We start from the raw sequence: 26050 nt of genomic DNA on the forward strand, positions 1-26050 counted from the left end.
CTACTCCGCGATCACGATCTTGATCTCGGGGTCTGCCGCATCGGTGGCGTCGGTGGGGGTGACGAACCAGTGGGTGACTTCGCCGTCGGCTAGGTCGTTGGCGACTTCGCCGGTCGGGAGGGCCGAGAGGGCGCCCGCGGTGGCGGCGGCCAGGAACTCGAGCATGGCGGCGCGGCCGGAGGGGGCCGTGGTGTAGGTGGTCGACTCGTAGTCGATGCCGTACTCCTCGCGGACGTGTTCGGCTCGGGCGAGGGCCTCGGTCTGCGAGATCGCGAGGACGCCGTCGCCGGTCGGGACGACGAAGGCCGGGTGGTCCTCGCCGAGCGGGCGGACCCGGTCGGCGTAGGAGACCGGGTGCGACGGGGCCGCGACCAGGTCGGCCCGCATCCGCGGCTCGGACGGGACCAACCACTGCATCGGGCTGTCCGGCACCGCATTCGGCGTGATGCCGAAAGTGGCTCCGGCACCGACCATGTCGTCGACGGTGAGATCACCGGCGAACAGCAGTGCCGCACCGGCCTTCTGCACCGCCCAGGCCGCGACCACCGCGTCCAGCGAACGCGGCAGCGCCACCGCGACGATGTCGCCCGGCCCCGCACCCCGATCGATGAGCACCCGCGCCAACTGCGAGGAGCGTCGATCCAGGACGTGGTAAGCGATTTCGTCGCCGTCGGCGAGCAGCGCCGGCGCCTCCGGATCCTCCTCGACCACCTCGGCGAGCACCTTGGCGACCGTGTGCGCGCCGACCCGGCCGGTCGGCTCCGGCGCGGAAGTGGTTGCCGTGATGCCGGATTCGACGAGCAGGCGGGCCCGTTCACCGGCATCGAGGATGTCGATGTCGCCGACGAGCCCGTCCGGATCGCCGAGCAGCGCTTCCAGCACCCGGACCAACCGCGCGGACATGATCTCCACCTCGTCCGCGGAGAACCGGCTGCCCAGATACTTGAGCGTCAGCTCGATCGTCGCCTCGGCGGTCACCAGCAGCGTCAGCGGGTAGTGCGTGGCGTCGTTGACGCCGACACCGGTCACCGACATGCCGTCGATGGAGCTGGCGGCCGAAATGGCCTCCTTGTCCATCGGATACGACTCGAACACCAGCAGCGTGTCGAACAGCGATCCGGTGCCGGCCACCCGCTGGATGTCGGTGAGTCCCACGTAATGGTGCTCGAGCAGATCGGCCTGATCGTGCTGCAACCGCTCCAGCAGCTTGCCGATGGTCTGCCGATCATCGATGCGCAACCGCACCGGCAGCGTGTTGATGAACAAGCCGACCATCGACTCCACGCCCGGCAGTTCGGCGGGCCGCCCGGAGACGGTGGCGCCGAAGACCACATCGCCACGGCCGGTGAGCCGGCCGAGCAGGATGCCCCAGGCCGCCTGCACCAGCGTGTTGACCGTGACGCCCAATTCGGCGGCGTGCTTGGTGAGTTGGCGGGTGCGGTCGGTGTCGAGCTCGGTGACCAGCTTGCCGATCTCGTACTGCTCGGCCGAACGCGGCTGCGGCGCAAGCTGAGTCGGCTCACTGACGCCGTCGAGCGCGGTCGCCCAGGCCCGCAGCGAGGCCTCGCGGTCCCGCCCGGCCAGCCAGCCGAGGAAGTTGCGGTACGAGGCGACCCGGGGCAGCGCCGCCTGGTCGCCGCGAACCGCGTACAGCACCAGCAGATCCCGCATCAGCAGCGGCATCGACCAACCATCCAACAGGATGTGATGGGTGGTGATGGCCAGGTGCCACTGGCTCTCGTCGGTGCGGAACAGGGTGAACCGCAGCAGCGGCGGCACCGCCATGTCGAAGTGCGTCGCCTGATCGGCCGCGACCTGCCTGCGCAGTTCCGCGGTCCGCTCGTCGGCGGGCAGCGCGGTGAGATCCACCTCGCGCCACGGCGCCTCGATCCGATCGAGCACGACCTGCACGGCCTGCCCGTCGGAGTCGGTGACGAACGCGGTGCGCAGGTTCGGGTAGCGGTCGATGATGCCCTGCGCGGCCGCGTGCAGCCGCTGCACGTCGAGCGCGCCGCCGAGGTCGACCACGGCCTGCATGGTGTACACGTCGACCGTCGCCTGGGTCATCATCGCGTGGAAGAGCAGACCGGACTGCAGCGGCGAGAGCGGCCACACCTCGGCCAGCGCCGGGTAGTTCCGTTCCCACAGCTCGATATCGGTCTGCGCGACCCGCACCAGCGACATGTCGGACGGCGTGAAGCCACCCGCGTCCGACCGCCGCGCGTGCGTGGCCAGCGCGGTGAGCGCGGCGACCCAGTGGTCGGCGAACTCCTGCACCTGTGCCCGCGTCAACAACCCGGTCGGGAAGGCGAACGCCGCGCCGAGCTCCGGACCGTCCGCGCCGTCGGTGACGATCGCGTTGATGTCGATCGTCGCGTTGGCGGGCATGTCCAGATCCATGTCGCCGTCCAGCTGACCGAGGTCGGCCACCGGCACCCACCCGATTTCGGCGAGCTGCTCCGGGATCTCCCCGGCCGACATGCGACCCAGATAGTTGAAGCTGATCTGGCCGCCCGCGGCACCGAGTCGCTGACCGGTCGCCGAATTCAGGTGCCGCAGCAGGCCGTAACCGAGACCCTTGTCCGGCACCGCGAGCAACTGCTCCTTGATCGACTTCACGATCTCGCCGAGCGCAGCACCACCGTCGAACGCGTCGGCGAGGTCGGCGTCGCCTAGGTCGAGCCGGACCGGGTAGGCCGTGGTGAACCAGCCGACGGTGCGCGAAAGATCGGCACCGGGCACGACTTCCTCTTCGCGGCCGTGACCCTCGAGTTTTACCAGCGTCGCGGAGCGACTCGATGAGGGGCGGTGGTCGGGCGACGGGTGGGCCAGCGTCGCGGAGCGACTCGATGAGGGGCGGTGGTCGGGCGACGGGTGGGCAAGTGCGGCCGCACCTTGGCCACGCCAGCGGGCAACCGCCATCGCCAGCGCGGACAGCAGCCCGTCGTTCACGCCGCCGCGGTAGAGGCCGGGGATCGCGGTGAGCACCGCGTCGGTGACCTCGGCGGGCAAGGTGACCTCGACCCGCTCGACCGTGGCGAACGTATCGACCGCGGGGTCGAACGGGCGCGCGCCGAGCAGCGGATCCGGCGTCGTCGAAACCTGCTGCCAGAACGGCAGTTCCGCGACCCGCTCGGCCGAGGAAGCCGCCTCGACCAGGCTGTGTGCCCAGCGTCGCATCGACGTTCCGTTGGCGGGCAACGCCACCTGCTGACCGGCGGCCAGCCGCGACCACGCGACCGCGAAGTCCGGAATCAGGATGCGCCAGGACACACCGTCGACCACGAAGTGATGCGCCACGATAAGCAGCACATCGCGCCGCTCGCCCTCAAAAGCGAACCAGATGAACTGCGCCATCACAGCATTCGCGGGATCCAAGCGGCCCAGCGCGGCGTCGAACGCCTCGCTGCCGACCCGCTTGAGCTCCGCGTCGTCGACGTCGGCGGCGAGCTCGACCCGATGCACCATGGCATCCACGTCGACCGCACCGGTCGCCAGCGCCTCGAACACCCACCGATCGTCGTTGCGGCGCAACCGAGTACGCAGCACGTCGTGGTGGTCGAACACCGCCGCGACGGTTCCGACGAGCGTCGCCCGGTCGATACCGTCCGGCAGCCGCAGCGCCATCGTCTGCGAGAAGCGGTCGTAGGCCGAGCCACTCGCGAGGATCTGCGTCATGATCGGCGTCAGCGGAATGTCGCCGACCCCGCCGCCGGGCAGTTCCTCCAGCTTCACCTGTTCCGAACCCGCACCCAGCGTGGCGATTTCGGCAAGCGAGGCTACGCTGCGCCGCTCGAACACCTCGCGCGGGGAGAACACCACGCCGCGCGCCTTGGCCCGCGATACCAGCTGGATGGACAGGATGCTGTCGCCGCCGAGGGCGAAGAAGGAGTCGTCCAAACCGATCTGCTCGACCCCGAGCACCTCGGCGAACACCTCGGCGATGACCGCCTCGATCTCGCTGGCCGGTGCCCGGAACTCACGCGGCGCGAGCACCGGCTCGGGCAGCGCCTTGCGGTCCAGCTTGCCGACCGGGGTCAGCGGGATCTCGTCGAGCACCATGATCGCCGACGGCACCATGTGCGGCGGCAGGCTGCGCGAGGCGTGCTCGCTGAGCCGGGCCGTGTCGATCTCGTGGCCGGGCACCGCGAGCACGTAGGACACCAGAATCGTGGCGCCCGCCGCGGTCTCCTTGCCGAGCGTGATCGCGAACTCGACGTCGGGATGGGCCGCGAGCACCGTGTCGATCTCGCCGAGCTCGATGCGGAAGCCGCGGATCTTCACCTGGAAGTCCGAGCGCCCGACGTAGTCCAGCTCCCAGCGCACCTCGGGCACCGCGGCATTGCCCGCGCGCTCGCCCGGCTCGGCGAACCAGCGCACCACGTCGCCGGTGCGGTACATCCGCGCGCCCTCGTTGCTCCACGGGTTGGCGACGAATCGTTCCGCGGTGAGGTCGGGGCGGTTGTGATAGCCACGCGCCACCGCGCCACCGGCGAGGTAGAGCTCGCCCGCGACACCCGGCGGCACCGGGTTGAGCCGGTTGTCGAGCACCAGCGCCGACATGCCGCGTACCGGCAGGCCGATGGTGACGTGCCGTCCCGGGGTCAGGCTGGCGTACGACGAGATGATCGTGGTCTCAGTCGGGCCGTAGGCGTTGAAGTACTTCCGGCCCGGGTACCACTTGGCCAGCAGCTCCGGCGTGGTGACATCGCCACCGACCGAGGCGACCTCTAGGGCCTCCATGCCCGCCGGATCGACGGTGCCGAGCACCGCGGGGGTGATGATCGTGTGCGTGACCCGCTCGGTGCGCAGCAGCTCGGCCAGGTCCGGCCCGCCGATGATGGTCGACGGCACGATCACCAGCGTCGCGCCGGTGTAAGCGGCACACAGCCATTCGAGCACCGACGGGTCGAAGCTCGGCGAGCAGATGTGCAGGAACCGGTGGTGCGCCTCGAGCTGGTAGAGGTCGGTGGCGACGCCGACCAGGCCACCCATGCCCGCGTGGGTCACGGTGACGCCCTTGGGCATACCCGTGGAACCCGACGTGTAGATGACATAGACCGGGTGCCGCATGGCCAGCGACGAGATCCGGTCCGCGTCCGTCACCGAGTCCGGCGACTTGGCCTCGATCAGCTCGCCGAGCGCCGGATCGTCCAGCCGCAGCCATTCGACGTCGCGCGGCAGGCGATCCACGTGCTCGGTCGCGGTGATGCCGATGACCGCGCCGGAGTCGTTGATCATGTGCCGCATGCGGTCTTCGGGGTAGGTCGGGTCGACCGGCACGTGCGCGCCGCCGGCCTTGGCCACCGCCCAGAACGCCGCGACCATCTCGTAGGAGCGCGGGAAGGACAGCGCCACAATGCGTTCCGGACCGACACCGCGTTCGATCAGCACCCGCGCCAGCCGCGACGAGTATTCGTCGAGCTCGCGGTAGGTGATCGAGCGCCCCTGGTAGCGGACCGCGATCTGCTCCGGGTTCAGCTTGGCGCCGCGCTGCAGCAGATCCGGCAGCAGCCCGGTGGCCATCACGTCTTCGCCGTGCACGTGCGTGAGCAGCTCGTACTCGTCGGCGTCGAGCAGCGGCAGGTCACCGATCGGCAGCTCGCGTTCGGTGGCGATGGCGTCGAGCAGCCTGGTGAACCGCTGCGCGAAGACCTCGACTGTGGCGTCGTCGAAAAGGTCACGGGCGAAGGAGAACTCGGCGTACATGCCCGCGTCGCCGCCAGCGGCGGCCTCGCGGATCGTCAGCGACAGATCGAACTTCGCCGTCTCGACCTCGAAATCGACCGCCCCGACGTGCAATCCGGGCAGCTCGAAGCTCGTCTCCGGCAGATTCTCGAACGACAGCGCCACCTGGAACAGCGGGTGCCGCGCGGTCGAGCGCTCCGGGTTGAGCAGCTCGACGAGCCGCTCGAACGGCAGGTCGGCATGCGCGAACGCCTGCAGGTCCGCGTCCTTGGTCCTGGCGAGCAACTCGCCGAAGGTGAGGTCGCCTGCCACGTGCGAGCGCAGCACCAGCGTGTTGACGAACATGCCGATCACGTCGTCGAGCTCGGCCTCGCCACGACCCGCGATCGGGGTACCGATGGCGATGTCGTCGGTGCCCGACATGCGCGCCAGGAACAGCGCGAGCGCGGCGTGCACCAGCATGAACATGGTCGCGTTCTGTTCCCGCGCGATCTCGGTGAGCTTGCCGTGCAGCTCGCCGTCGATCGGGAACACCACGCGGCCACCGGCGAACGACTGGGTCGTCGGCCTGGTCCGGTCGGCGGGCAGGTTGAGCTCGTCCGGCAGCCCGGCCAGCGCGGCACGCCAGTATTCGGCCTGCTGCGAGATCAGGCTCGCCGGATCGGCCTCCGAGCCGAGCACGTCGCGCTGCCAGAGGCTGAAGTCCGCGTACTGCACCGGCAGCGGCGCCCAGCCCGGGGGCACGCCGTTCGAGCGGGCCGCGTAGGCCAGCATCACGTCGCGGGTCAGCGGGCCCATCGACCAGCCGTCCGCGCTGATGTGATGAACAACGAACACCAGCACGTATTCGCCGTCGGTGATCCGGAACAGCTTGGCCCGCAACGGAATCTCCGCCGTGACATCGAAGCCCGCGGTGATCACGTCCACGATCCGTTGCTGAATGTCTTCGACGGCAACGGTTTCCGGCGTCAGGTCCGGCACCGACCGCTCGGCGGGCATGATCACCTGGCTCGCGGCGCGCCCCTGCTCCGGGTACACCGTGCGCAGCGTCTCGTGCCTGGCGATGACATCGCCGACGGCGTCCTGCAGCGCGGCGACATCGAGGTCACCGGTGAGCCGCACGGCAACCGGGATGTTGTTGACGGCCGACGCGGTGTCGAACTGGTTCAGGAACCACATCCGCTGCTGCGCGAGCGACAGCGGAACCTGTTCCGGACGCGGCCCCGCCACCAGGGCGCGACGGCCACCGGCACCGGCGTGCTGTTCGACCTTCACGGCCAGACCAGCGACGGTGGACGCCTCGAACAGTGCGCGCACCGGCACCCTGGCATCGAGTGCGGCACCGATGCGGGCCGCGACCTGAGTGGCCAGCAGCGAGTTACCGCCGAGACCGAAGAAGTCGTCGTCCGCGCCGACCTGCTCCACACCGAGCACCTCGGCATACACCGACGCCACGATCTCCTCGATCGGCGTCGACGGCGCACGAAACGCCTGGGCCTCGAACTCCGGCTCCGGCAACGCCTTTCGATCCAGCTTGCCGTTCACGTTCAACGGCAGCGCCTCGAGCACCACGAACGCCGACGGCACCATGTACGACGGCAAACCAGCGGTCAGCGCCGACTTCACGGCGGCGACATCGACGTCGCCGTTCGACGCCACCAGGTAGGCCACCAGGCGATCACCGGTGCGCGGATCCGACTTGGCGATGACAGCGGTCTGCGCGATCTCCGGCAGCGCGAGCAGCGCGGCCTCGATCTCGGCGAGCTCGATCCGGAAACCACGGATCTTCACCTGGAAATCGGTGCGGCCCCGGTACTCCAGCTCACCGGAGGCGTTCCACGCCACCAGGTCACCGGTGCGATACATCCGCGCACCGGTCTGGAACGGGTTGGCCACGAACCGATCCGCGGTCAGATCCGCGCGACCGAAGTACCCACGGGCCAGCTGCGCACCCGCGAGGTACAGCTCACCGGCGACACCGTCGGGCACCGGCCGCAGTCGCGAATCCAGCACGTAGACCTGACTGTTCCATTCGGGCAGACCGATGGACACCGAGGTCTCGTCCGCCCTGGTCACCCGATGATTGGTGATCGACACGGCGGCCTCGGTCGGGCCGTACAGGTTGAACAGCTCGGTACGTGAGTGCTCGCGCACGAACCGCTGCGCCAGCGCACCGGGCAGCGCCTCACCGATGGCCAGCACCCGCCACAGCGAGTTCGGGAAATCACCGGCCGTGAGCGCGTCGAGCATCGACGGCACCACATGCAGCGTGGTCACCCACTCGCGGGCCATCAGCTCGTTGAGGTAGGCCGGGTCCTGGTGACCATCGGGCGCGGCGATGACAAGTCGACCGCCACACACCGCGGCCGACCAGAACTCCCACACCGAAAGGTCGAAGGTGGCAGCGGTCTTCAGCAGAATCGCATCGGCGGCATCGAGACCGAACTCGGTGACCTTCCACTGCAACTGATTCGCGATCGCGCCATGCGAAACCGCAACACCCTTCGGACGACCCGTCGAACCCGACGTGAAGATCACGTACGCGGTGTTCTCCGGGCGCAACGGCGCCACCCGGTCAGCGTCGGCGATCGGGGTCTTGGCCACCTCGGCCAGATCCAGCTGATCGATCCGCACCAACGGCGCGACATCGGTATCGAACTCGGCATCGGCGTTGGTCAGCACGCACACCGGAGCGGCGGTCTCGAGGATGTAGCTGGTCCGCTCAGCAGCCTGAGCCGGATCCACCGGCACATACGCCCCACCGGACTTCGCCACGGCATACATCGCCACGATCAAGTCGACCGAACGCCGGAACGCGAGCGCGACCCGCGACTCCGGCCCGACACCGATCGAGATCAAATGCCGCGCAAGACGATTCACCCGAGCGTCGAGATCGCCGTAGGTGATCGACGCGCCGTCCTCGGTGACCAGCGCGACTTCCTTCGGCCCGGCCGCCACCGAGGCGTCGAGCAGCGACACCAGCGTCGCTGCCGTGTCCACCGTGTTGTCGGTCGCATTGCGGCCGGTCACCAGCTGTGCGCGCTCCGCGACGTCGAGCAGTTCGATGTCGCCGACCGAGGTGCGCGGCGCGGCGATGATCTCACCGATCAGGCGCGCGAACCGATCGACGAAGCCCTGCACCGTATCCCGCTCGAACATGTCGGTGGCATAGGTGAAGAACCCGGTGATGCCCTCGGGTTCGCCCGCGTCGCTGTAGCGGTCGGTCGCGATCAGGTGCAGATCGAACTGCGACAGCGCCGTGTCGATGTCGAGCCCGGACACCGCCAGACCCGGCAGCTCCAGTGCGGCCTTGGCGAGGTTCTGGAACGAAAGACCCACCTGGAACAGCGGATGCCGCGCGGTGGACCGGACCGGGTTGAGCACCTCGACGAGGCGCTCGAACGGCACATCGGCGTTGGCGAACGCCTGAATGTCGGTCTCGCGTTGCCGCGCAAGCAGTTCGGTGAACGGCTCACCGGCGTCGACCTTGGTGCGGAACACCAGCGTGTTGACGAACATGCCGATCAGGTCGTCGAGGACGGCCTCGCCGCGACCCGCCATCGGCGTGCCGATGGCGATGTCGTCGGTGCCCGACAGCCGCGCGAGCAGCACCGCGAGCGCGGTGTGCACGACCATGAACAGCGTCGCGCCCTCGGTGCGGGCCAGCTCGATCAGGGCCTGATGCGTCTCGGCGTCGATGCGCAGCTCGACCTTGCCGCCGGCGAAGGACTGCACCGCGGGACGCGGCCGATCCGAGGGCAGATCCAGCTGATCCGGCAGCTCGGCCAGCGCCTGGCGCCAGTACGCGACCTGCTTGGCCGCCAACGACTCCCGTTCGTCCTCGCTGCCGAGCAGCTCACGCTGCCAGATGCTGTAGTCGGCGTACTGCACCTCGAGCGGGGCCCAGTTCGGCGCCTCGCCTGCCGAACGCGCGGCGTAGGCGATCATCAGGTCGCGGGTCAGCGGGCCGACCGAAGAACCGTCACCGGAGATGTGGTGCACCACCATCGCGAGGACGTATTCGACCTCGGCGGGAGCGGAACCATCCGACGACACCGCATCCGATTCCGTTTGCTCCCCGGCGATCTGGAACAGCGCGACCTTCATCGGCACCTCGGTGGTGACGTCGAACATCGTCGAAGTCAGTGCCACCACGGCGGATTCGATCTGCGCGGGCGCGACCACGCACACGTCCAGCCGCGGCACGGCCTGGGCCGGCGGCAGGATCACCTGCACCGGACCGCTGTCGGTCTGCGGGTAGATGGTGCGCAGGATCTCGTGCCTGCTCACCAGGTCCGCGATCGCGGCACGCAGCGCGGCCACGTCGAGGGCACCGGTGAGCCGCACCGCGATCGGCACGTTGTAGGCCGCCGACTGGGTGTCGAACCGGTTGAGGAACCACATGCGCTGCTGCGCGAGCGACAGCGGAATGTGGTCGGGGCGTGGCGCCGCGGTCAGTGCCTTGCGACCACCGGCGTCGGCATGCTGCTCGACCCGGACCGCCAGCGCCGCAACCGTGGACGCCTCGAACATCAATCGGACGGGCACGCGAGTGTTCAGCGCCTCACCGAGGCGGGCCGCGACCTGCGTGGCCAGCAGCGAGTTACCGCCCCAGGCGAAGAAGTCGTCATCGAGGCCGAGTCGTTTCGATTCCGCCCCTTCCCGATCCGAGATGCGCAGCACGTCGGCGAAGGTGTTCGCGACGATCTGCTCGATCGGGGTGACCGGCGCGCGGAACACCGCCTTTTCGAAGGTGGGTTGCGGCAACGCCTTCCGGTCCAGCTTGCCGTTGGCGTTGAGCGGCAACGCGGCCAGTTGGACGAGCACCGACGGCACCATGTACGACGGCAGCTCCGCGGCGAGCGCGGCCTGCAGCCCGCGCTTGTCGAGCTGACCCGCCCGCGGCACCACGTACGCCACCAGACGGTCCCCGATACTCGGATCGGTATGCGCGAGTACCGCGGCCGCCGTGATCGCGGGCTGACGCAGCAGCGCCGCCTCGATCTCGCCGAGCTCGATACGGAAGCCACGGATCTTCACCTGGAAGTCGCTACGACCGCGGTAATCCAGCTCTCCGGCGGCATCCCAGGCCACCAGGTCACCGGTGCGGTACATGCGCTCGCCCGCCGCGCCGAACGGATCGGCGACAAACCGGTCGGCGGTCAGCTCGGCCTTGCCGAAGTAACCACGCGCCAATTGCGCACCGGCCAGGTACAACTCGCCCGAGACGCCGACCGGGACCGGCCGCAGCCTGGCGTCGAGCACGTAGACGCGGCTGTTCCATTCCGGCGCGCCGATCGATACCGAGAGCTCGTCGGCGTCGGTGACCAGGTGGCTGGTGATCGACACCGCGGCCTCGGTCGGGCCGTACAGGTTGAACAGCTCAGCGGCGTTGTCACGGCGGAACCGCTGCGCGGTCGCGGCGGGCAGCGCCTCACCGATGGCGAGTACCCGGCGCAGCGAATGCGTCAGGCGGCCCGCGGATTCGGTGAGCAGCGAGTCCAGCATCGACGGCACCACGTGCAGCGTGGTGACGCCGGTAGTGCGCATCAGCTCGTTGAGGTAGGCCGGATCGCGGTGACCGTCGGCCGCCGAGATCACCAGGCGACCGCCCGACGCGGCGGCGGTCCAGAACTCCCACACCGAGAGGTCGAACGTCGCCGCGGTCTTCAGCAGGATCGCGTCGTCGGCGCCGAGGCCGAAGGTCGCTATCTCCCACTGCAACTGGTTGACGATCGCGGCGTGCGGAACGGCGACACCCTTGGGCTGGCCGGTCGAGCCGGACGTGAAGATCACGTACGCGGTGTTCGCCGCGGCGAGCGTGCCGCGGCGTTCGGTGACCGGCCCGGCCGCGAACACGGCCAGATCGAGCGCGTCGATCTGCACGACCTCGGTTGCGGCGGTACGGAATCCGTCACGACCGGTGGTCAGCACGCAGACCGGTGCCGCCGTCGCGAGGATGTAGTCGGTCCGCTCGGCAGGCTGATCCGGATCGATCGGCACATAGGCCGCACCGGATTTCGCGACCGCGTACATGGCGACCACGAGATCGGTGGAGCGGCGGATGGCCAGCGCCACCCGGTCCTCCGGGCCGACGCCACGCTGAATCAGGTAGCGGGCCAGGCGGTTCACCCGGGTGTCCAGCTCCGCGTAAGTCAGGATCGCGTAGCGAATCCTTGAGGGGGGGTGGCCGGGCGACGGGTGGGCCTGGTGCTGACCGGTCGGCTCGTCGGCGACGAGCGCCACCGCGTCCGGCGTCGCCGCGACCGAGGCGTCCAGCAGCGACACCAGCGTCGCGGTCGTGTCGACCTCGTGCGCGGTGTCGTTCCAGGTGCTGAGGATCCGGGTGTGCTCGTCGGTGGCCAGCAGGTCGATCTCGCCCACCGGCCGGGTGGCGTCGGCGACCACGGCGTCCAGTACCCGCACGAAGCGGTCCGCGAAGCCCTGGACCGTGTCCTCGTCGAACAGGTCGATGGCGTAACCGAATTCGGTGATGATCTCGGCGGGCGTGCCGTCCTCGGCGTACCGGTCATACAGCGTGACGTGCAGGTCGGTTTTGGCCAGCTGCGAGTCGAAGTTGACCGCGCTCACCGACAGACCCGGCAGCTCGAAGGTGGTCTCGGCCAGGTTCTGGAACGAAAGGCCCACCTGGAACAGCGGATTGCGCGCGGTGGAGCGCACCGGGTTGAGCACCTCGACGAGGCGCTCGAACGGCACGTCCGCGTTGGCGAACGCCTCGAGGTCGCGTTCCTTGACGTCGGCGAGCAGGTCGGCGAAGCGGTCGCCCGGCGCGACCCTGGTCCGGAAGACCAAGGTGTTGACGAACATACCGATCAGGTCGTCGAGTTCGCGCTCACCACGACCCGCGATCGGGGTGCCGACCGCGATGTCGTCGGTGCCGGACAGTCGCGACAGCAGCACGGCGAGCGCCGCGTGCACCACCATGAACAGCGACGCGTTGTTGGCGCGGGCCAGTTCGTGCAGGCGGGCGTGCCGCTCCGGGGATATCTCGAAGCGAATCGCCTTGCCGTGGAACGACTGCGCGGGCGGGCGCGGCCGGTCGGCGGGCAGTTCCAGCTGATCGGGCAGCCCACCCAGCGCGGTCCGCCAGTAGGCGACCTGCTGGGCGGCAAGGGATTCCGGATCGTCTTCGGAACCGAGCACCACGCGCTGCCAGAGCGCGTAGTCGGCGTACTGCACCGACAGCGGCAGCCACTGCGGCACCTCGCCTTGCACGCGGGCCACGTACGCGGCCATCACGTCGCGAGCCAACGGGCCCATCGAGGAGCCGTCGGCCGCCACATGGTGCACGGTGAACGCGAGCACGTGCTCATCGGTGCCGGATCCCGCCCTACTCCCACCCGCGCTGATCCGGAACAGCGCAACGGCCAGCGGCACCTCGACGGTGACGTCGAAGGTGGTCAGCGCGAACGCGATGACCGCGTTGAGCAGATCGGCCTCGGTGACCTCGACCGGGGTGAGCGCGGCCGCGGACTGGGCTGCGGGCCGGATCACCTGGTGTGGCCCGTCCGCGGAGCGCGGGTAGGTGGTGCGCAGCACCTCGTGGCGCGCGAACACGTCGCCGATCGCCTGTTCCAGCGCGGCGACATCGAGCGCACCCGACAACCGCACCGCGAGGGGGATGTTGTCGACCGCCGAAGTGGTGGTGTCGAACTGGTTGAGGAACCAGTAGCGCTGCTGGGCCGGCGACAGCGGGATCCGCGCGGGACGCTCCCCCGTCTCCAGCTTCGGCCGCTGCCTACCCGATCCGGCGTTGCGCTCGACCCGGGTGGCCAGCGCGGACACCGTCGACGCCTCGAACAGGTCGCGGACCGCCAGCCTGGTGTCCAGCGCGGCACCGAGCCGCGCGGTCACCTGGGTGGCCAGCAGCGAGTTGCCGCCGAGTTCGAAGAAGTCGTCGTCGAGACCGACCCTGGCGACACCGAGCACGTCGCCGAAGGTGCCTGCGACGATCTCCTCGATCGGGGTGGACGGTGCGCGGAACACCTTGGCCTCGAACACCGGCGCGGGCAGCGCCTTGCGGTCGAGCTTGCCGGAGGCGTTGAGCGGGAACTGCTCGAGCACCACGAACGCCGAGGGCACCATGTACGCGGGCAGCTCGCCGCCGAGTTCGGCGCGCACGCCGTCGATGTCGATCGCCCGGCCGGTGGTCGGCACGACATACCCGACGAGTTGATCGCCGAGGCGGTCATCCGAGCGCACGACCACCACCGCCTGCGCGATGGAATCCAGTGTGGTGAGCGCGGATTCGATCTCGCCGAGCTCGATCCGCAAGCCACGCAGCTTCACCTGGAAGTCGGTGCGGCCCAGGTACTCCAGCTCACCAGCCGCAGTCCAGGTGACCAGGTCTCCGGTGCGATACATGCGCTCGCCGTCCGTACCGAACGGGTTGGCCACGAACCGATCCGCGGTCAGCTCCGGACGCGCGACATAGCCGCGGGCCAGCTGCACACCCGCGAGGTACAGCTCACCGGCGACGCCGACCGGCACCGGGTGCAGCCGCGAATCCAGCACGTACACCTGGGTGTTGAACACCGGGGCACCGATCGGCACGGACACCGCGTCGGCCTCGTCCACCTCGTGGAAGGTGACGTCGACGGCGGCCTCGGTCGGGCCGTACAGGTTGTGCAGGCGGGCGCCGGTGAGTTCCTGCATCCGCTGCGCGGTGGCCGCGGGCAGGGCCTCACCGGAGGCGAAAACGTTGACCAGGCTGGTGCATTCGTCCGCGCGCTGCTCGGCGACGAACACCGAGAGCATCGACGGCACGAAGTGCGCGGTGGTGACCTGTTGCTCGGTGATCACCTGGACCAGGTAGCCGGGATCGCGGTGGCCGTCCGGCTTCGCGACGACCAGGCGGGCACCGATCTGCAAAGGCCAGAAGAACTCCCACACCGACACATCGAACGTCGCCGGAGTCTTCTGCAACACCACATCAGTGCGCTCCAAGCCGTACTCGGCCTGCATCCACACCAAACGGTTGACGATCGAACCATGGCTGACCGCGACACCCTTCGGGCGCCCCGTGGAGCCGGACGTGAAGATCACGTACGCGGTGTTCGAAGGCCGCAGCGGCGCACGACGATCCGTGTCGGTCACCGGCGCGCCGGAGTAGTCCGACAGCTCGAGGCGGTCGATCTCGACGGCAGGTGTCTTCCCCGCATCGAACTCATCACCCACGGTGGTCAACACGCAGACCGGTCGCGCGGTATCGAGTACGTAGTGCGTGCGATCGGCCGGGTGATCGGGATCCAGCGGCACATACGCACCACCGGCAACGCTCACCGCGTACATGCCGACGACCAGCTCGATCGAGCGGCGCATACCGAGCGCGACCATCGAGTCCGGGCCAACACCCATCGAGATCAGATGACGCGCAAGACGATTCACTCTTGCCGAGAACTCGGCATAGGACAGACTCGTCTCCTCGAACGTCACCGCGATCGTGTCAGGTGTCCGAGCGGCCTGCGTCTCGAACATCGACACCAACGTCGCCGAATCATCCACCGCGTGCGCGGTGTCGTTCCAGCGCGCGACCACCTGCGCGTGCTCGGCCGCATCCAGCAGCTCGACGTCACCGACCGCCACGGACGGATCCGCGACGACAGCGGTCAACAGCCGGACGAGCCGATCCGCGACGCCGGCGATGGTGCCCGCGTCGAACATATCGGTCGCGTAAGCGAATTCCGCGGTCATGCCGTCGGCGGAGCCTTCGGCGTCGACCCGGTCGGACAGGCTCAGGTGCAGATCGAACTTGGCCGTCACCACGTCCAGGGGCACGCCGGCGACCTCGAGACCGGGCAGCTCGAACGAGGCCTCCCCGGTGTTCTGGAACGACAGCATCACCTGGAACAGCGGGTGCCTGGCCTGCGAGCGCGCCGGGTTCAGGATCTCGACCAGCCGCTCGAACGGCAGGTCCGCGTGCCCGAAGGCGGCCAGGTCGCGGTCCTTGGTGTGCGCGACCAGGTCCGCGAACGGCGCCGCGGGGTCGACCTCGCTGCGCAGCACGAGCGTGTTGACGAACATGCCGATGGCGTCGTCGAGTACGGCTTCACCGCGGCCGGCGACGGCGGTGCCGATGGCGATGTCGTCGCTGCCGGACAAGCGGGCGAGCAGCGCGGCGAACGCGGCGTGCACCACCATGAACAGGCTCGCGCCGTGCTCCCTGGCCAGCGCGTTCAGGTCACGCAGCAGCTGGGCGTCGAGCGAGAACTCGTATACCCCACCACGATTGGATGCGACGGCGGGCCGCGACCGGTCCGACGGCAGGTCGAGCTGGTCGGGCAGCCCGGCCAGGCTTGCCGACCAGTAGGCGACCTGCTGCGCGATCAGCGAGGCCGGATCGTCTTCGGAGCCAAGGGTTTCGCGCTGCCACAGCGCGTAGTCGGCGTACTGCACCGGCAGCGGCGGCCAGGCAGGCGCGTCGCCGCGGGAGCGGGCCGCGTAGGCGATCATCACGTCGCGGGCCAGCGGGCGCACCGACCAGCCGTCGCCGGAGATGTGGTGCACCACGAAGACCAGCACGTGGGTGTCCGGCTGCGAGCCGTCCATCGAGCCGGCCACCCGGAACAGCTGGGCCCGCACCGGCACCGCGGTGGTGACGTCGAAGCCGGTCAGCACCAATTCGCGGACGCGGTCCTGGATTTCGGTCTCGGACACCTCGATCGGGGTCAGGTCGATGGGTTCCTGCCCGGCGGGCAGCACCACCTGAACGCCTTGACCGTCGGCGGTCTCCGGGTAGACGGTGCGCAGCACCTCGTGCCGGTCGACCACGTCGGCGACGGCCTGACGCAGCGCGTCGGTGTCGAGCGAACCGGTGAGCCGGACGGCCAGCGGGATGTTGTTGACTGCCGAGTCCGTGTCGAACCGGTTGAGGAACCACATCCGCTGCTGTGACAGCGACAACGGAATCCGGGCCGGACGCTGTCCCGCGACGAGTTCGCGGCGGCGTCCGGTGCCCTGGTGGGCCTCCATCCGCCCGGCCAGCGCGGCGACGGTCGGCGCCTCGAACAGCATCCGCACCGGGACGCGGGTGTCGAGTGCGGCGCCGAGCCTGGCGACCACCTGGGTCGCGATGAGCGAGTTGCCGCCGAGCTCGAAGAAGTCGTCGTCGATGCCGACGGCGCGTTCGCCATCGGCGGCGGTCAGGCCGAGCACCTCGGCGAAGGTGTTGGCCACGATCTCTTCGATCGGGGTGGACGGTGCGCGGAATTCCCTTGCCTCGAAGGCGGGTTCGGGCAGCGCGCGCCGATCCAGCTTGCCGTTCGGGTTGAGCGGCATGGCGTCGAGCACCACGAGCGCGGCGGGCACCATGTACGACGGCAGTCGCCCGGCCAGGTGCGTCCGGAGCTCGTCGACGTCCACCGTCGCACCGCCGGCCGGCACCACATAGCCGACTAGCTGATCGCCGGTGTGCCCGTCCGCGCGCACCATGGCGACGGACTGAGCCACCGAATCGTGTGCGGCGAGCGCGGATTCGATCTCACCGAGCTCGATGCGCAAGCCGCGCAGCTTCACCTGGAAGTCGGTGCGGCCGATATAAACGATGGCGCCAGTGTCGTCGCGGGTGACGAGGTCACCCGTGCGGTACATCCGGGCACCCTCGGCACCGAACGGGTTGGCCACGAAGCGATCCGAGGTCAGGTCGGTGCGGCCGAAGTAGCCGCGCGCCAGCTGCGCGCCCGCGAGGTACAGCTCGCCCGCGACACCCGAGGGCACCGGCTTCAGCCGGGCATCGAGCACGTACGCCTGGGCATTCCACACCGGCAGACCGATCGGCACCGCGCCGGTGACGTCGTCGGCCACCGGGCCGTGCGTGGCGTGCACGGTGAATTCCGTTGGGCCATAAAGGTTGTAAAGCTCGGCCGAGCTGACCCGGCGGATCGCCTCGACCGCTTCGCTGGTGAACGCCTCACCGGCGATGAACAGCGTCCGCAGCGAGGCGAGAGCGTCACTGCCGCCGGTGATGTCGACGTTTCCGGCGAACACGGTGAGCATCGAGGGCACGAACGAGGTCATGGTGACCCGTTCGGCGGCGATCACGTCCGCCAGGTACTGCGGATCGCGATGACCGTCATAGCTCGCGACGACCAACCGCGCGCCGGTGGTCATCGGGCCGAACAGCTCCCACACCGACACGTCGAAGGTGGCGGGCGTCTTGAACAGCACGACGTCGTCGGCGCCGATGCCGTATTCGCCGGTGATCCAACGGATCTGGTTCACCACGGCGGCATGCGGCACCGCGACGCCCTTGGGGCGGCCGGTCGAGCCGGAGGTGAAGATCACGTACGCCGGGTGCTCCGGGCGCAGCGGCGCGAGCCGCTCGGCGTCGGTGACCGGCTCGTCCGCGTAGCCGGACAGATCCAGCTCGTCGATCGACAGCGTGGTCCGGCCGTCCGCCTCGAACCCGTCGCGGGACGTGGTCAGCACGCACACCGGATCGGCCGACTCGAGCACGTAGTTCACCCGGTCGGCGGGCTGGTCGAGGTCGAGCGGCACGTAACCGCCGCCGGCCTCGTGCACGGCATAGACGGCAACTACGAAATCGACCGAGCGCCGCAGGCCGAGGGCGACCAGGGACTCCGGGCCGACACCGGCCTCGATCAGCCTGTGCGCCAACCGATGTACGCGAGCGCCGAACTCGGCATAGGTAAGCGTCGCGGAGCGACTCGATGAGGGGTGGTGGCCGGGCGACGGGTGGGCGAGCGAGCTTCCGGTGGCCGGGTCGACCACGGCGATCGAATCCGGAGTGGCCCGTGCCTGAGCGGCGAACTCGGCGACCAGCGTGCTCGGCGCGCCGAGATCACGCTCGGTGTCGTTCCAGCCGCGCAGTGCCTGCTCGGTCTCCCGCTCGTCCAGCAGCGCGATATCGCCGATCGGCCGATCCGGTTCCGCCGCAAGCGCGCCGAGCAGACGGTTGAACCGCTGCCCGAGCTCCGCCATCGTCTCCGGATCGAAAAGGTCGGTGGCGTAGATGAATTCGGCGCTGATACCGGCAGGGGCCGCACCCGTGCCGTTGACAGCCTGGCCGGTGTTCTTCTCCGACAGCGTCAGCTGCAGGTCGAACTTCGCCGTGTCGATCGGCAATTCGACGCCGCTGACCGTCAGGCCGGGCAGCTCGAGACTGTTCTGGCCGAGGTTCTGGAACGACAACAGCACTTGGAACAGCGGGTGCCTGGCCTGCGAGCGCGCCGGGTTCAGGATCTCGACCAGCCGCTCGAACGGCAGGTCCGCGTGCCCGAACGCGGCGATGTCGGCGGCGCGCACCGTGCGAAGCAGGTCGGTGAACGTCGCGCCGCTGTCGATCGGGGTCCGCAGCACCAGGGTGTTGACGAACATGCCGATCAGGTCGTCGAGGGCACGCTCGCCACGACCGGCGACCGGGGTGCCGATGGCGATATCGTCCTCGCCGGACAGCCGGGCGAGCAGCACCGCGAGCGCGGTGTGGGTGACCATGAACAGCGTCGCGCCCCTGGTGCGGGCGAGTTCGGTGAGCTTGGCGTGGGTGTCGGCGTCGATCTCGAAGGCGTGGGTCGCGCCGCGACCGGAGGCGACCGCGGGCCGCGGCCGGTCGGTGGGCAGGTCGAGCTGATCGGGCAGGCCGGCCAGCGAGTTCGACCAGTACGCGATCTGCTTGGCGATCACCGATTCCGGATCGTCCTCGTCGCCGAGGACCGCGCGCTGCCACAGCGCGAAGTCGGCGTACTGGACTTCCAGTGGCCGCCAGGCGGGTTCGCCGCCCTCGACGCGAGCGCCGTAGGCGGTCATCACGTCTCGGGTCAGCGGGCCCATGGAGAAGCCGTCGGCGGAGATGTGGTGCACCACCAGGGCCAGCACGTGCTCGGTCGGGCTGACCTCGAAAAGCCTTGCCCGGAACGGCACCTCGGTGGTGACGTCGAAGGCGGTCAGCACCAGCTCGGAAAGCCGTTGCGGCAGTTCGGCCTCGGTGACCTCGAAGGGCGCGAGATCCGGAATCACCTTGGCGGTCGGCACCGTCTGCTGGTGCGCGGTGCCGTCGACCTCGGGGTAGAAGCTGCGCAGCGACTCGTGCCTGGCCAGCACGTCGGCGACCGCGATCTGCAGCGCCTGCCGGTCGAGCAGACCGGACAGCCGTACCGCGGCCGGGATGTTGTCCACCGCCGAGTCCGGATCGAAGCGGTTGAGGAACCACATGCGCTGCTGAGCGAGCGACAGCGGCACCAAGGCGGGTCGCTGCTGCGGCGCCAGGGCCGCCCGCGCACCGGCACCGGTGTGCGTCTCCGCCCGGGCCGCGAGCGCGACCACCGTGGACGCCTCGAACAGTTCCCGGACACCGAGATCGGCGTCCAGCGCGGCGGACAACCGCGCGGCCACCTGGGTGGCGGTCAGCGAGTTGCCGCCGAGCGCGAAGAAGTCGTCGTCCAAGCCGACCCGCTCCAGGCCGAGCACCTCGGCGAAGGTGGCCGCGACGATCTCCTCCACCGGCGTCGTCGGCGCGCGGAACACCGCGGCCTCGAAGACCGGCGCGGGCAGCGCCTTGCGATCGAGCTTGCCGGAGGCGTTGAGCGGGAACTCGTCGAGCACGAGCACCACGGACGGCACCATATACGCGGGCAGCCGCTCGGCCAGATCCTCACGCAGCAGCTCGATATCCACCCGGACATTCGGCGCGGGAATGATGTAGGCGACGAGCTGATCGCCGGTGTGCTGGTCACCGCGGACCACCACGACCGACTGGGCGACCTCGTCGAGCGCGGTGAGCGCGGTCTCGATCTCACCGAGTTCGATGCGCAGACCGCGCAGCTTCACCTGGAAGTCGGTGCGGCCCAAGTACTCCAGCTCACCAGTCGACGTCCACGCCACCAGGTCACCGGTGCGATACATGCGCTCGCCGGTGGCGCCGTACGGGTTGGCGACGAACCGGTCGCTGGTCAGATCCGGACGCGCGACGTACCCGCGCGCCAGCTGAGTACCCGCCAGATACAGCTCACCCGCGACACCAACCGGAACCGGGCGCAGCCGCGAATCCAGCACGTACACCTGGGTGTTGTAGACCGGAGCACCGATCGGCACGGTGTCGGTGTCGGTATCGACGACCTCGTGGAAGGTGACGTCGACCGCGGCCTCGGTCGGGCCGTACAGGTTGTGCAACGCCGCACCGGTCAGCTCACGCAGCCGGTGGGCGGGCTTGGGCGGCAACGCCTCACCGGAGGCGAACACCAACCGCAGCGAATCACACTGGGCCGCGGCCGCGTCGGCGACGAACACCGCGAGCATCGACGGCACGAAGTGCGTGACGGTGATCCGCTCGGCGCTGATGATCTCGGCCAGGTAGGCCGGGTCCCGATGCCCATCGGGCTTCGCGACAACCAGGCGCGCGCCGATCTGCAAGGGCCAGAAGAACTCCCACACCGACACGTCGAAGGTGGCCGGCGTCTTCTGCAACACCGCGTCCGTGGCGTCCAGCGCGTAGGCGGACTGCATCCACACCAGGCGGTTGACGATCGCGGCGTGCGAAACACCGACACCCTTGGGACGCCCGGTGGAACCGGACGTGAAGATCACGTACGCGGTGTTCGACGGCCGCAACGGCGCCCAGCGATCCGCGTCGGTGACCGGCGCTTCGGACAGGCCGCTCAGATCGAGCAGATCGATGCGCACCTGCGCGGTATCGATGTCGAGATCGGTGCCGGAGGTCAGCACACACACCGGATCCGCCGTGGCCAGAATGTATTCTGTGCGCTCGGCCGGGTGATCCGGGTCCAACGGCACGTACGCGCCACCGGCAACGGTGACGGCATACATACCGACAACGAGGTCGATCGAGCGCCGCATGCCAAGCGCCACATACGATTCCGCGCCGACACCGCGGGCGATCAGCCAGCGGGCGAGCTGGTTGACCCGACCGGCGAACTCGTCATATGTCAGCGTCGCGGAGCGACTCGATGAGGGGTGGTGGTCGGGCGACGGGTGGGCCAGAGTTGTCCCCTCGAAGCTCAGCGCGGTCGCATCGGGCGTGCTCGCGGCCTGCTCGTAGAACTTCGAGACGAGCGTCGCGGCCGAATCCACCTCGTACGCGGTGTCGTTCCAGCCGGACACCACGAGCTCGCGCTCAACGGTGTCGAGCAGCTCGATATCGCCCACCGGCACAGCCGGTTCGGCGGTGATCGCGGTCAGCACCCGGATCAAGCGATCGGCGATCCGCCGCACGGTCTGCTCGTCGAACAGATCACGCAGGTAGCCCGCGCGAATCCGCAGTCGCGAGTCCAGCTGGGCAATCAACGTCAACGGGTAGTGCGTGGCATCGGCCGCGTCGAGGCCGACGACCGCCATGCCGTCGATATCCGCGGCCTGCGCCTGTAGTCCCTCGGCGTCCATCGGGTAGGACTCGAACACCACGAGCGTGTCGAACAGCCCACCGATGCCCGCCGCAGACTGGATATCCGCAAGCCCGACATAGTGGTGATCGAGCAGATCCGCCTGCTCGCCCTGGGTCCGGGTCAGCAGCTGCCGCGCGGACTCCGCCGGGTCGAAGCGCACCCGCACCGGCACGGTGTTGATGAACAGGCCGACCATCGACTCCACGCCGGACAGGTCGGCGGGACGCCCGGACACCGTGGTGCCGAACAGCACGTCGTCGCGACCTGTCATCCGGCCGACCACGATTCCCCACGCGGTCTGCAGCACGGTGTTCGGCGTGACGCCGAGCGAACCGGCCAGCGCGGTAAGCCGCGCGGTGGCCGTCTCATCGAGCTCGAAGAAGTATTCGCCGGACAGCGAGGTGATTTCCCGTCCGGCGTCCGGGCGGGCCAGCAGCGTCGGCTCGGTGACACCACGCAGCGCGGTGGTCCACGCGGCGACCGAGGCCGAATGATCCTGCTGCGCCGTCCATTCCAGGAAGTGCCGGTAGGACCGCACCGCGGGCAGCACGCTGGTGTCCGCGTGTGCCGCGTAGAGCACGAGCAGGTCCTGCATGAGCAGCGGCATGGACCAGCCGTCGAGCAGGATGTGGTGGTTGGCCACCACGAACTGCCAGCGGTCGCGCGCCACCTGGATCAGCGTGAAGCGGATCAGCGGCGGCTCGGTCAGATCGAAGCGCGTGGTGCGGTCCGCGGCGATGAGATCGTCGCCGTCGCCCTGCTCGATCCGGTCGTGCTCGGACCAGGCGACCCGGACGCTGTCCAGGACCACCTGCACCGGGCTGCCGTCCCGGTCGGTGACGAACGCGGTGCGCAGGTTCTCGTAGCGGTCGACCAAAGCCTGTGCGGCCGAACGCAACCGGGCCGCGTCGACCCGGCCGGTGAGGGTGAGCACCGCCTGCGCGGTGTACACGTCCACCGAGCCGGCGGCGAGCCTGGCGTGGAACAGCAGACCCGACTGCAGTGCCGACAGCGGCCAGATGTCGGCCAGGTTCGGGAAGCGCCGCTCCCAGCCGTCGATATCGCCCTGCGCGCTGCGCACCAGCGCGAAGTCGGACGGCGTGTGCCCACCGGCGCCGGTCGAATTGGCATGCCGGGCAACCGCTTCCAGCGCGGTCGTCCACAGCTCGCCGAATTCGCGGACGGCGGCGGCGTCGAGCAGCGTCGACGGATAGCCGATGTTCGCGGTCAGCTTGTCGCCGGTGACGATCGCGTTGATGTCCAGCGGCGCCATCGCGGGCATGTCCGCGTCGTAGGCTCCGCCGAGCGCGCCCAGCTCAGCGGCCGGGATCCAGCCGAAGCCGCGCAGCGACTCCGGCACATCGCCCTCGGAGACACGGCCCAGGTAGTTGAAGCTCACCTGGCCGGGCAGTTCGACGGGCAGTTCGGTGGCAGTCTCCGGGTTCAGGTAGCGCAGCAGCCCGTAGCCGACGCCCTTGTCCGGCACCGCGAGCAGCTGCTCCTTGATCGCCTTGACGGCCTGGCCGAGCGCGGGCCCGCCGGCCAGCGCGGCATCGATGTCGATGCCGGACAGGTCGAAGCGGACCGGGAAGATCGCGGTGAACCAGCCGACGGTGCGGGACAGGTCCGCGCCGGGCACGATGTCCTCTTCGCGGCCGTGGCCCTCCAGGCGGATCAGCAGCGAATCGCCGCGAGCACCGGCCCGGCGCGCCCGCCATTTCGCGGTCGCCAGGGCAAGCGCGGTGAGCAGGCCGTCGTTCACGCCGCCGTGGAACAGCGCGGGGACCGTGGTCAGCAGCGCCTTGGTGACCTCGGCGGACACCTCGACCCGCAGCTTCTCGATGACACCCGAGGTGTCGATCGCCGGGTCCATCGGACGCTCGGTGAGCAGCGGATCGGCCGCGTCGACCACCGAACGCCAATGGTCGAGCTCGGCGACACGTTCGGCACTGCGCGCCTCGCGTTCGAGCCCGTGCGCCCAGGCCCGCATCGAGGTGGCCGGTGCGACCAACTCGGGCTGCTGGCCCGCGGTGCGCTGGCCCCAGGCCGCGACGAAGTCCGGCACCAGGATGCGCCAGGAGACACCGTCGACCACCAGGTGATGACCGACCACGATCAGGCGTCCGGCCCGTTCGCTGCTCGACGGCTCCAGCCAGACGAACCGAATGACAACGCCCGCAGCGGGATCCAGTCGATCGAGCGAGGAATCCAGTGCGGCGGAAGCGATCTCGATCAGCTCGGCATCATCGACACCGGCGTCGAAGGTGCTGTGGTCGACCAACGCGTCCACGTCGACCGTGCCTGCCGCGGCGGTCTCGAGGATCCACTCCCCCTCGACCTCGCGCAGGCTCGCCCGCAGCATGTCGTGGCGGTCGATGACCGCGCCGACCGTCGCGACGATGCCCGCCCGGTCGATACCGACCGGAAGCTCCAGCGCGAGGGTCTGGTTGAACCGGCCGAACGAGCCGCGCCGCTCCGCCATGAACCGCACGACCGGGGTCAGCGGCATCGCGCCGACACCACCACCGGGCAGCTCGGCAAGCACCACGGCCGACGCCGCCGCGGCGTCGGCGGTGCCTGCGACCGAGGCAAGCCCGGCCACGGTGCGCTGCTCGAAGACGTTGCGCGGCGTGAACACCACGCCACGCGCCTTGGCCCGCGACACCAGCTGGATGGAGACGATGCTGTCGCCGCCGAGCGCGAAGAACGAATCGTCGACGCCGACCCGCTCCACGCCGAGCACCTCGGCGAACACCTCGGCGATGGCCTGCTCGACCGGCGTGCGCGGCGCACGGAACACGACCTCGGTCGCGAACACCGGCTCCGGCAACGCCTTTCGGTCCAGCTTGCCGACCGGGGTGAGCGGCACCCGGTCGATCACCATGATCGACGACGGCACCATGTACGCGGGCAACCGATCCTCGACGTGTGCGGTCAGCGCCGCCACATCGATCGTCCGGCCCTGTGCCGCAACCACATAGGCCACCAGCGAGGTGGCACCGGCGGTGCCCTTGTGCCCGACGGTGACCGCGAAGTCGACGTTCTCGTGCGCGGCCAGTGCCGCGTCGATCTCACCGAGCTCGATGCGGAAACCGCGCACCTTGACCTGGAAGTCGGACCGCCCGACGTATTCCACCTCACCGGTACGGGTCCAGCGGACCACGTCACCAGTGCGGTACATCCGCGCACCGGCCACGTACGGATTCGCCACGAAGCGGTCGGCGGACAGCCCGGCGCGCGCGTGGTAGCCGCGGGCCAGCTGGACACCCGACAGATAGAGCTCACCCGCGACACCCACCGGCACGGGCCGGAGCTGGGCGTCCAGGATCAGCGACTGCATGCCGCGGGTCGGGCCACCGATGGTGACCAGATCGCCCGGCGTCAGCGCGTCGCTGATGTTGGTCATGATCGTGGTCTCGGTCGGACCGTAACCGTTGTGGAAGCGCCGCCCGGAACCGTCCGGCGCGCCGCCCCACTTGGTGACCAGGTCGGCCGGGACCGCCTCGCCACCGGCCACGACCACCCGCATGCCGGCCAGCGCGGCCGGATCCAGCGAGGCGAGCACGGACGGAGTGATGAACGCGTGCGTGACGCGCTCGGCGCGGATCAGCTCGGCCAGCTCGTCGCCGCCGTACACCCCGGGCGGGCAGACCACCAGGGTGCCGCCGCAGCCGATCGCCAGCAGGAACTCGAGAATCGACGCGTCGAAGCTCGGCGACGCGAAATGCAGTGCGCGCGTGGATGAATCGACGTCGTAGCGAGCGTTCTGCTCGTCCCGGAAGTTGGCGAGACCGGTGTGGGTGACCACGACGCCCTTGGGGACGCCGGTGGAGCCGGAGGTGTAGATGACGTAGGCCGGATGCTCCGGCCGGACCGGGCGCACGCGCTCGGCGTCGGTGATCGCGGCCGCGTCGACGCCGGTCAGATCCAGCTCGTCGAGGACGAGCCATTCGACCGAGTCCGGCAGGTCGCCCCGCACCGACGTC

1 protein-coding gene (cut by a window edge) is annotated in these 26050 nt (G+C 69.5%); it reads right to left on the reverse strand.

The features are described from left to right. Positions 1-26050, reverse strand: partial view of a non-ribosomal peptide synthase/polyketide synthase gene (locus tag ACIBCN_RS40265; RefSeq protein WP_396997573.1) — the 3' portion only. 17996 nt of this gene lie beyond the right edge of the window; 26050 of the gene's 44046 nt are visible here — the last part of the coding sequence; its start codon lies beyond the right edge, outside the window; its stop codon occupies positions 1-3.

Origin of the sequence: Nocardia sp. NPDC051052, from assembly GCF_044456045.1 — a bacterium.
GTDB lineage: Bacteria > Actinomycetota > Actinomycetes > Mycobacteriales > Mycobacteriaceae > Nocardia.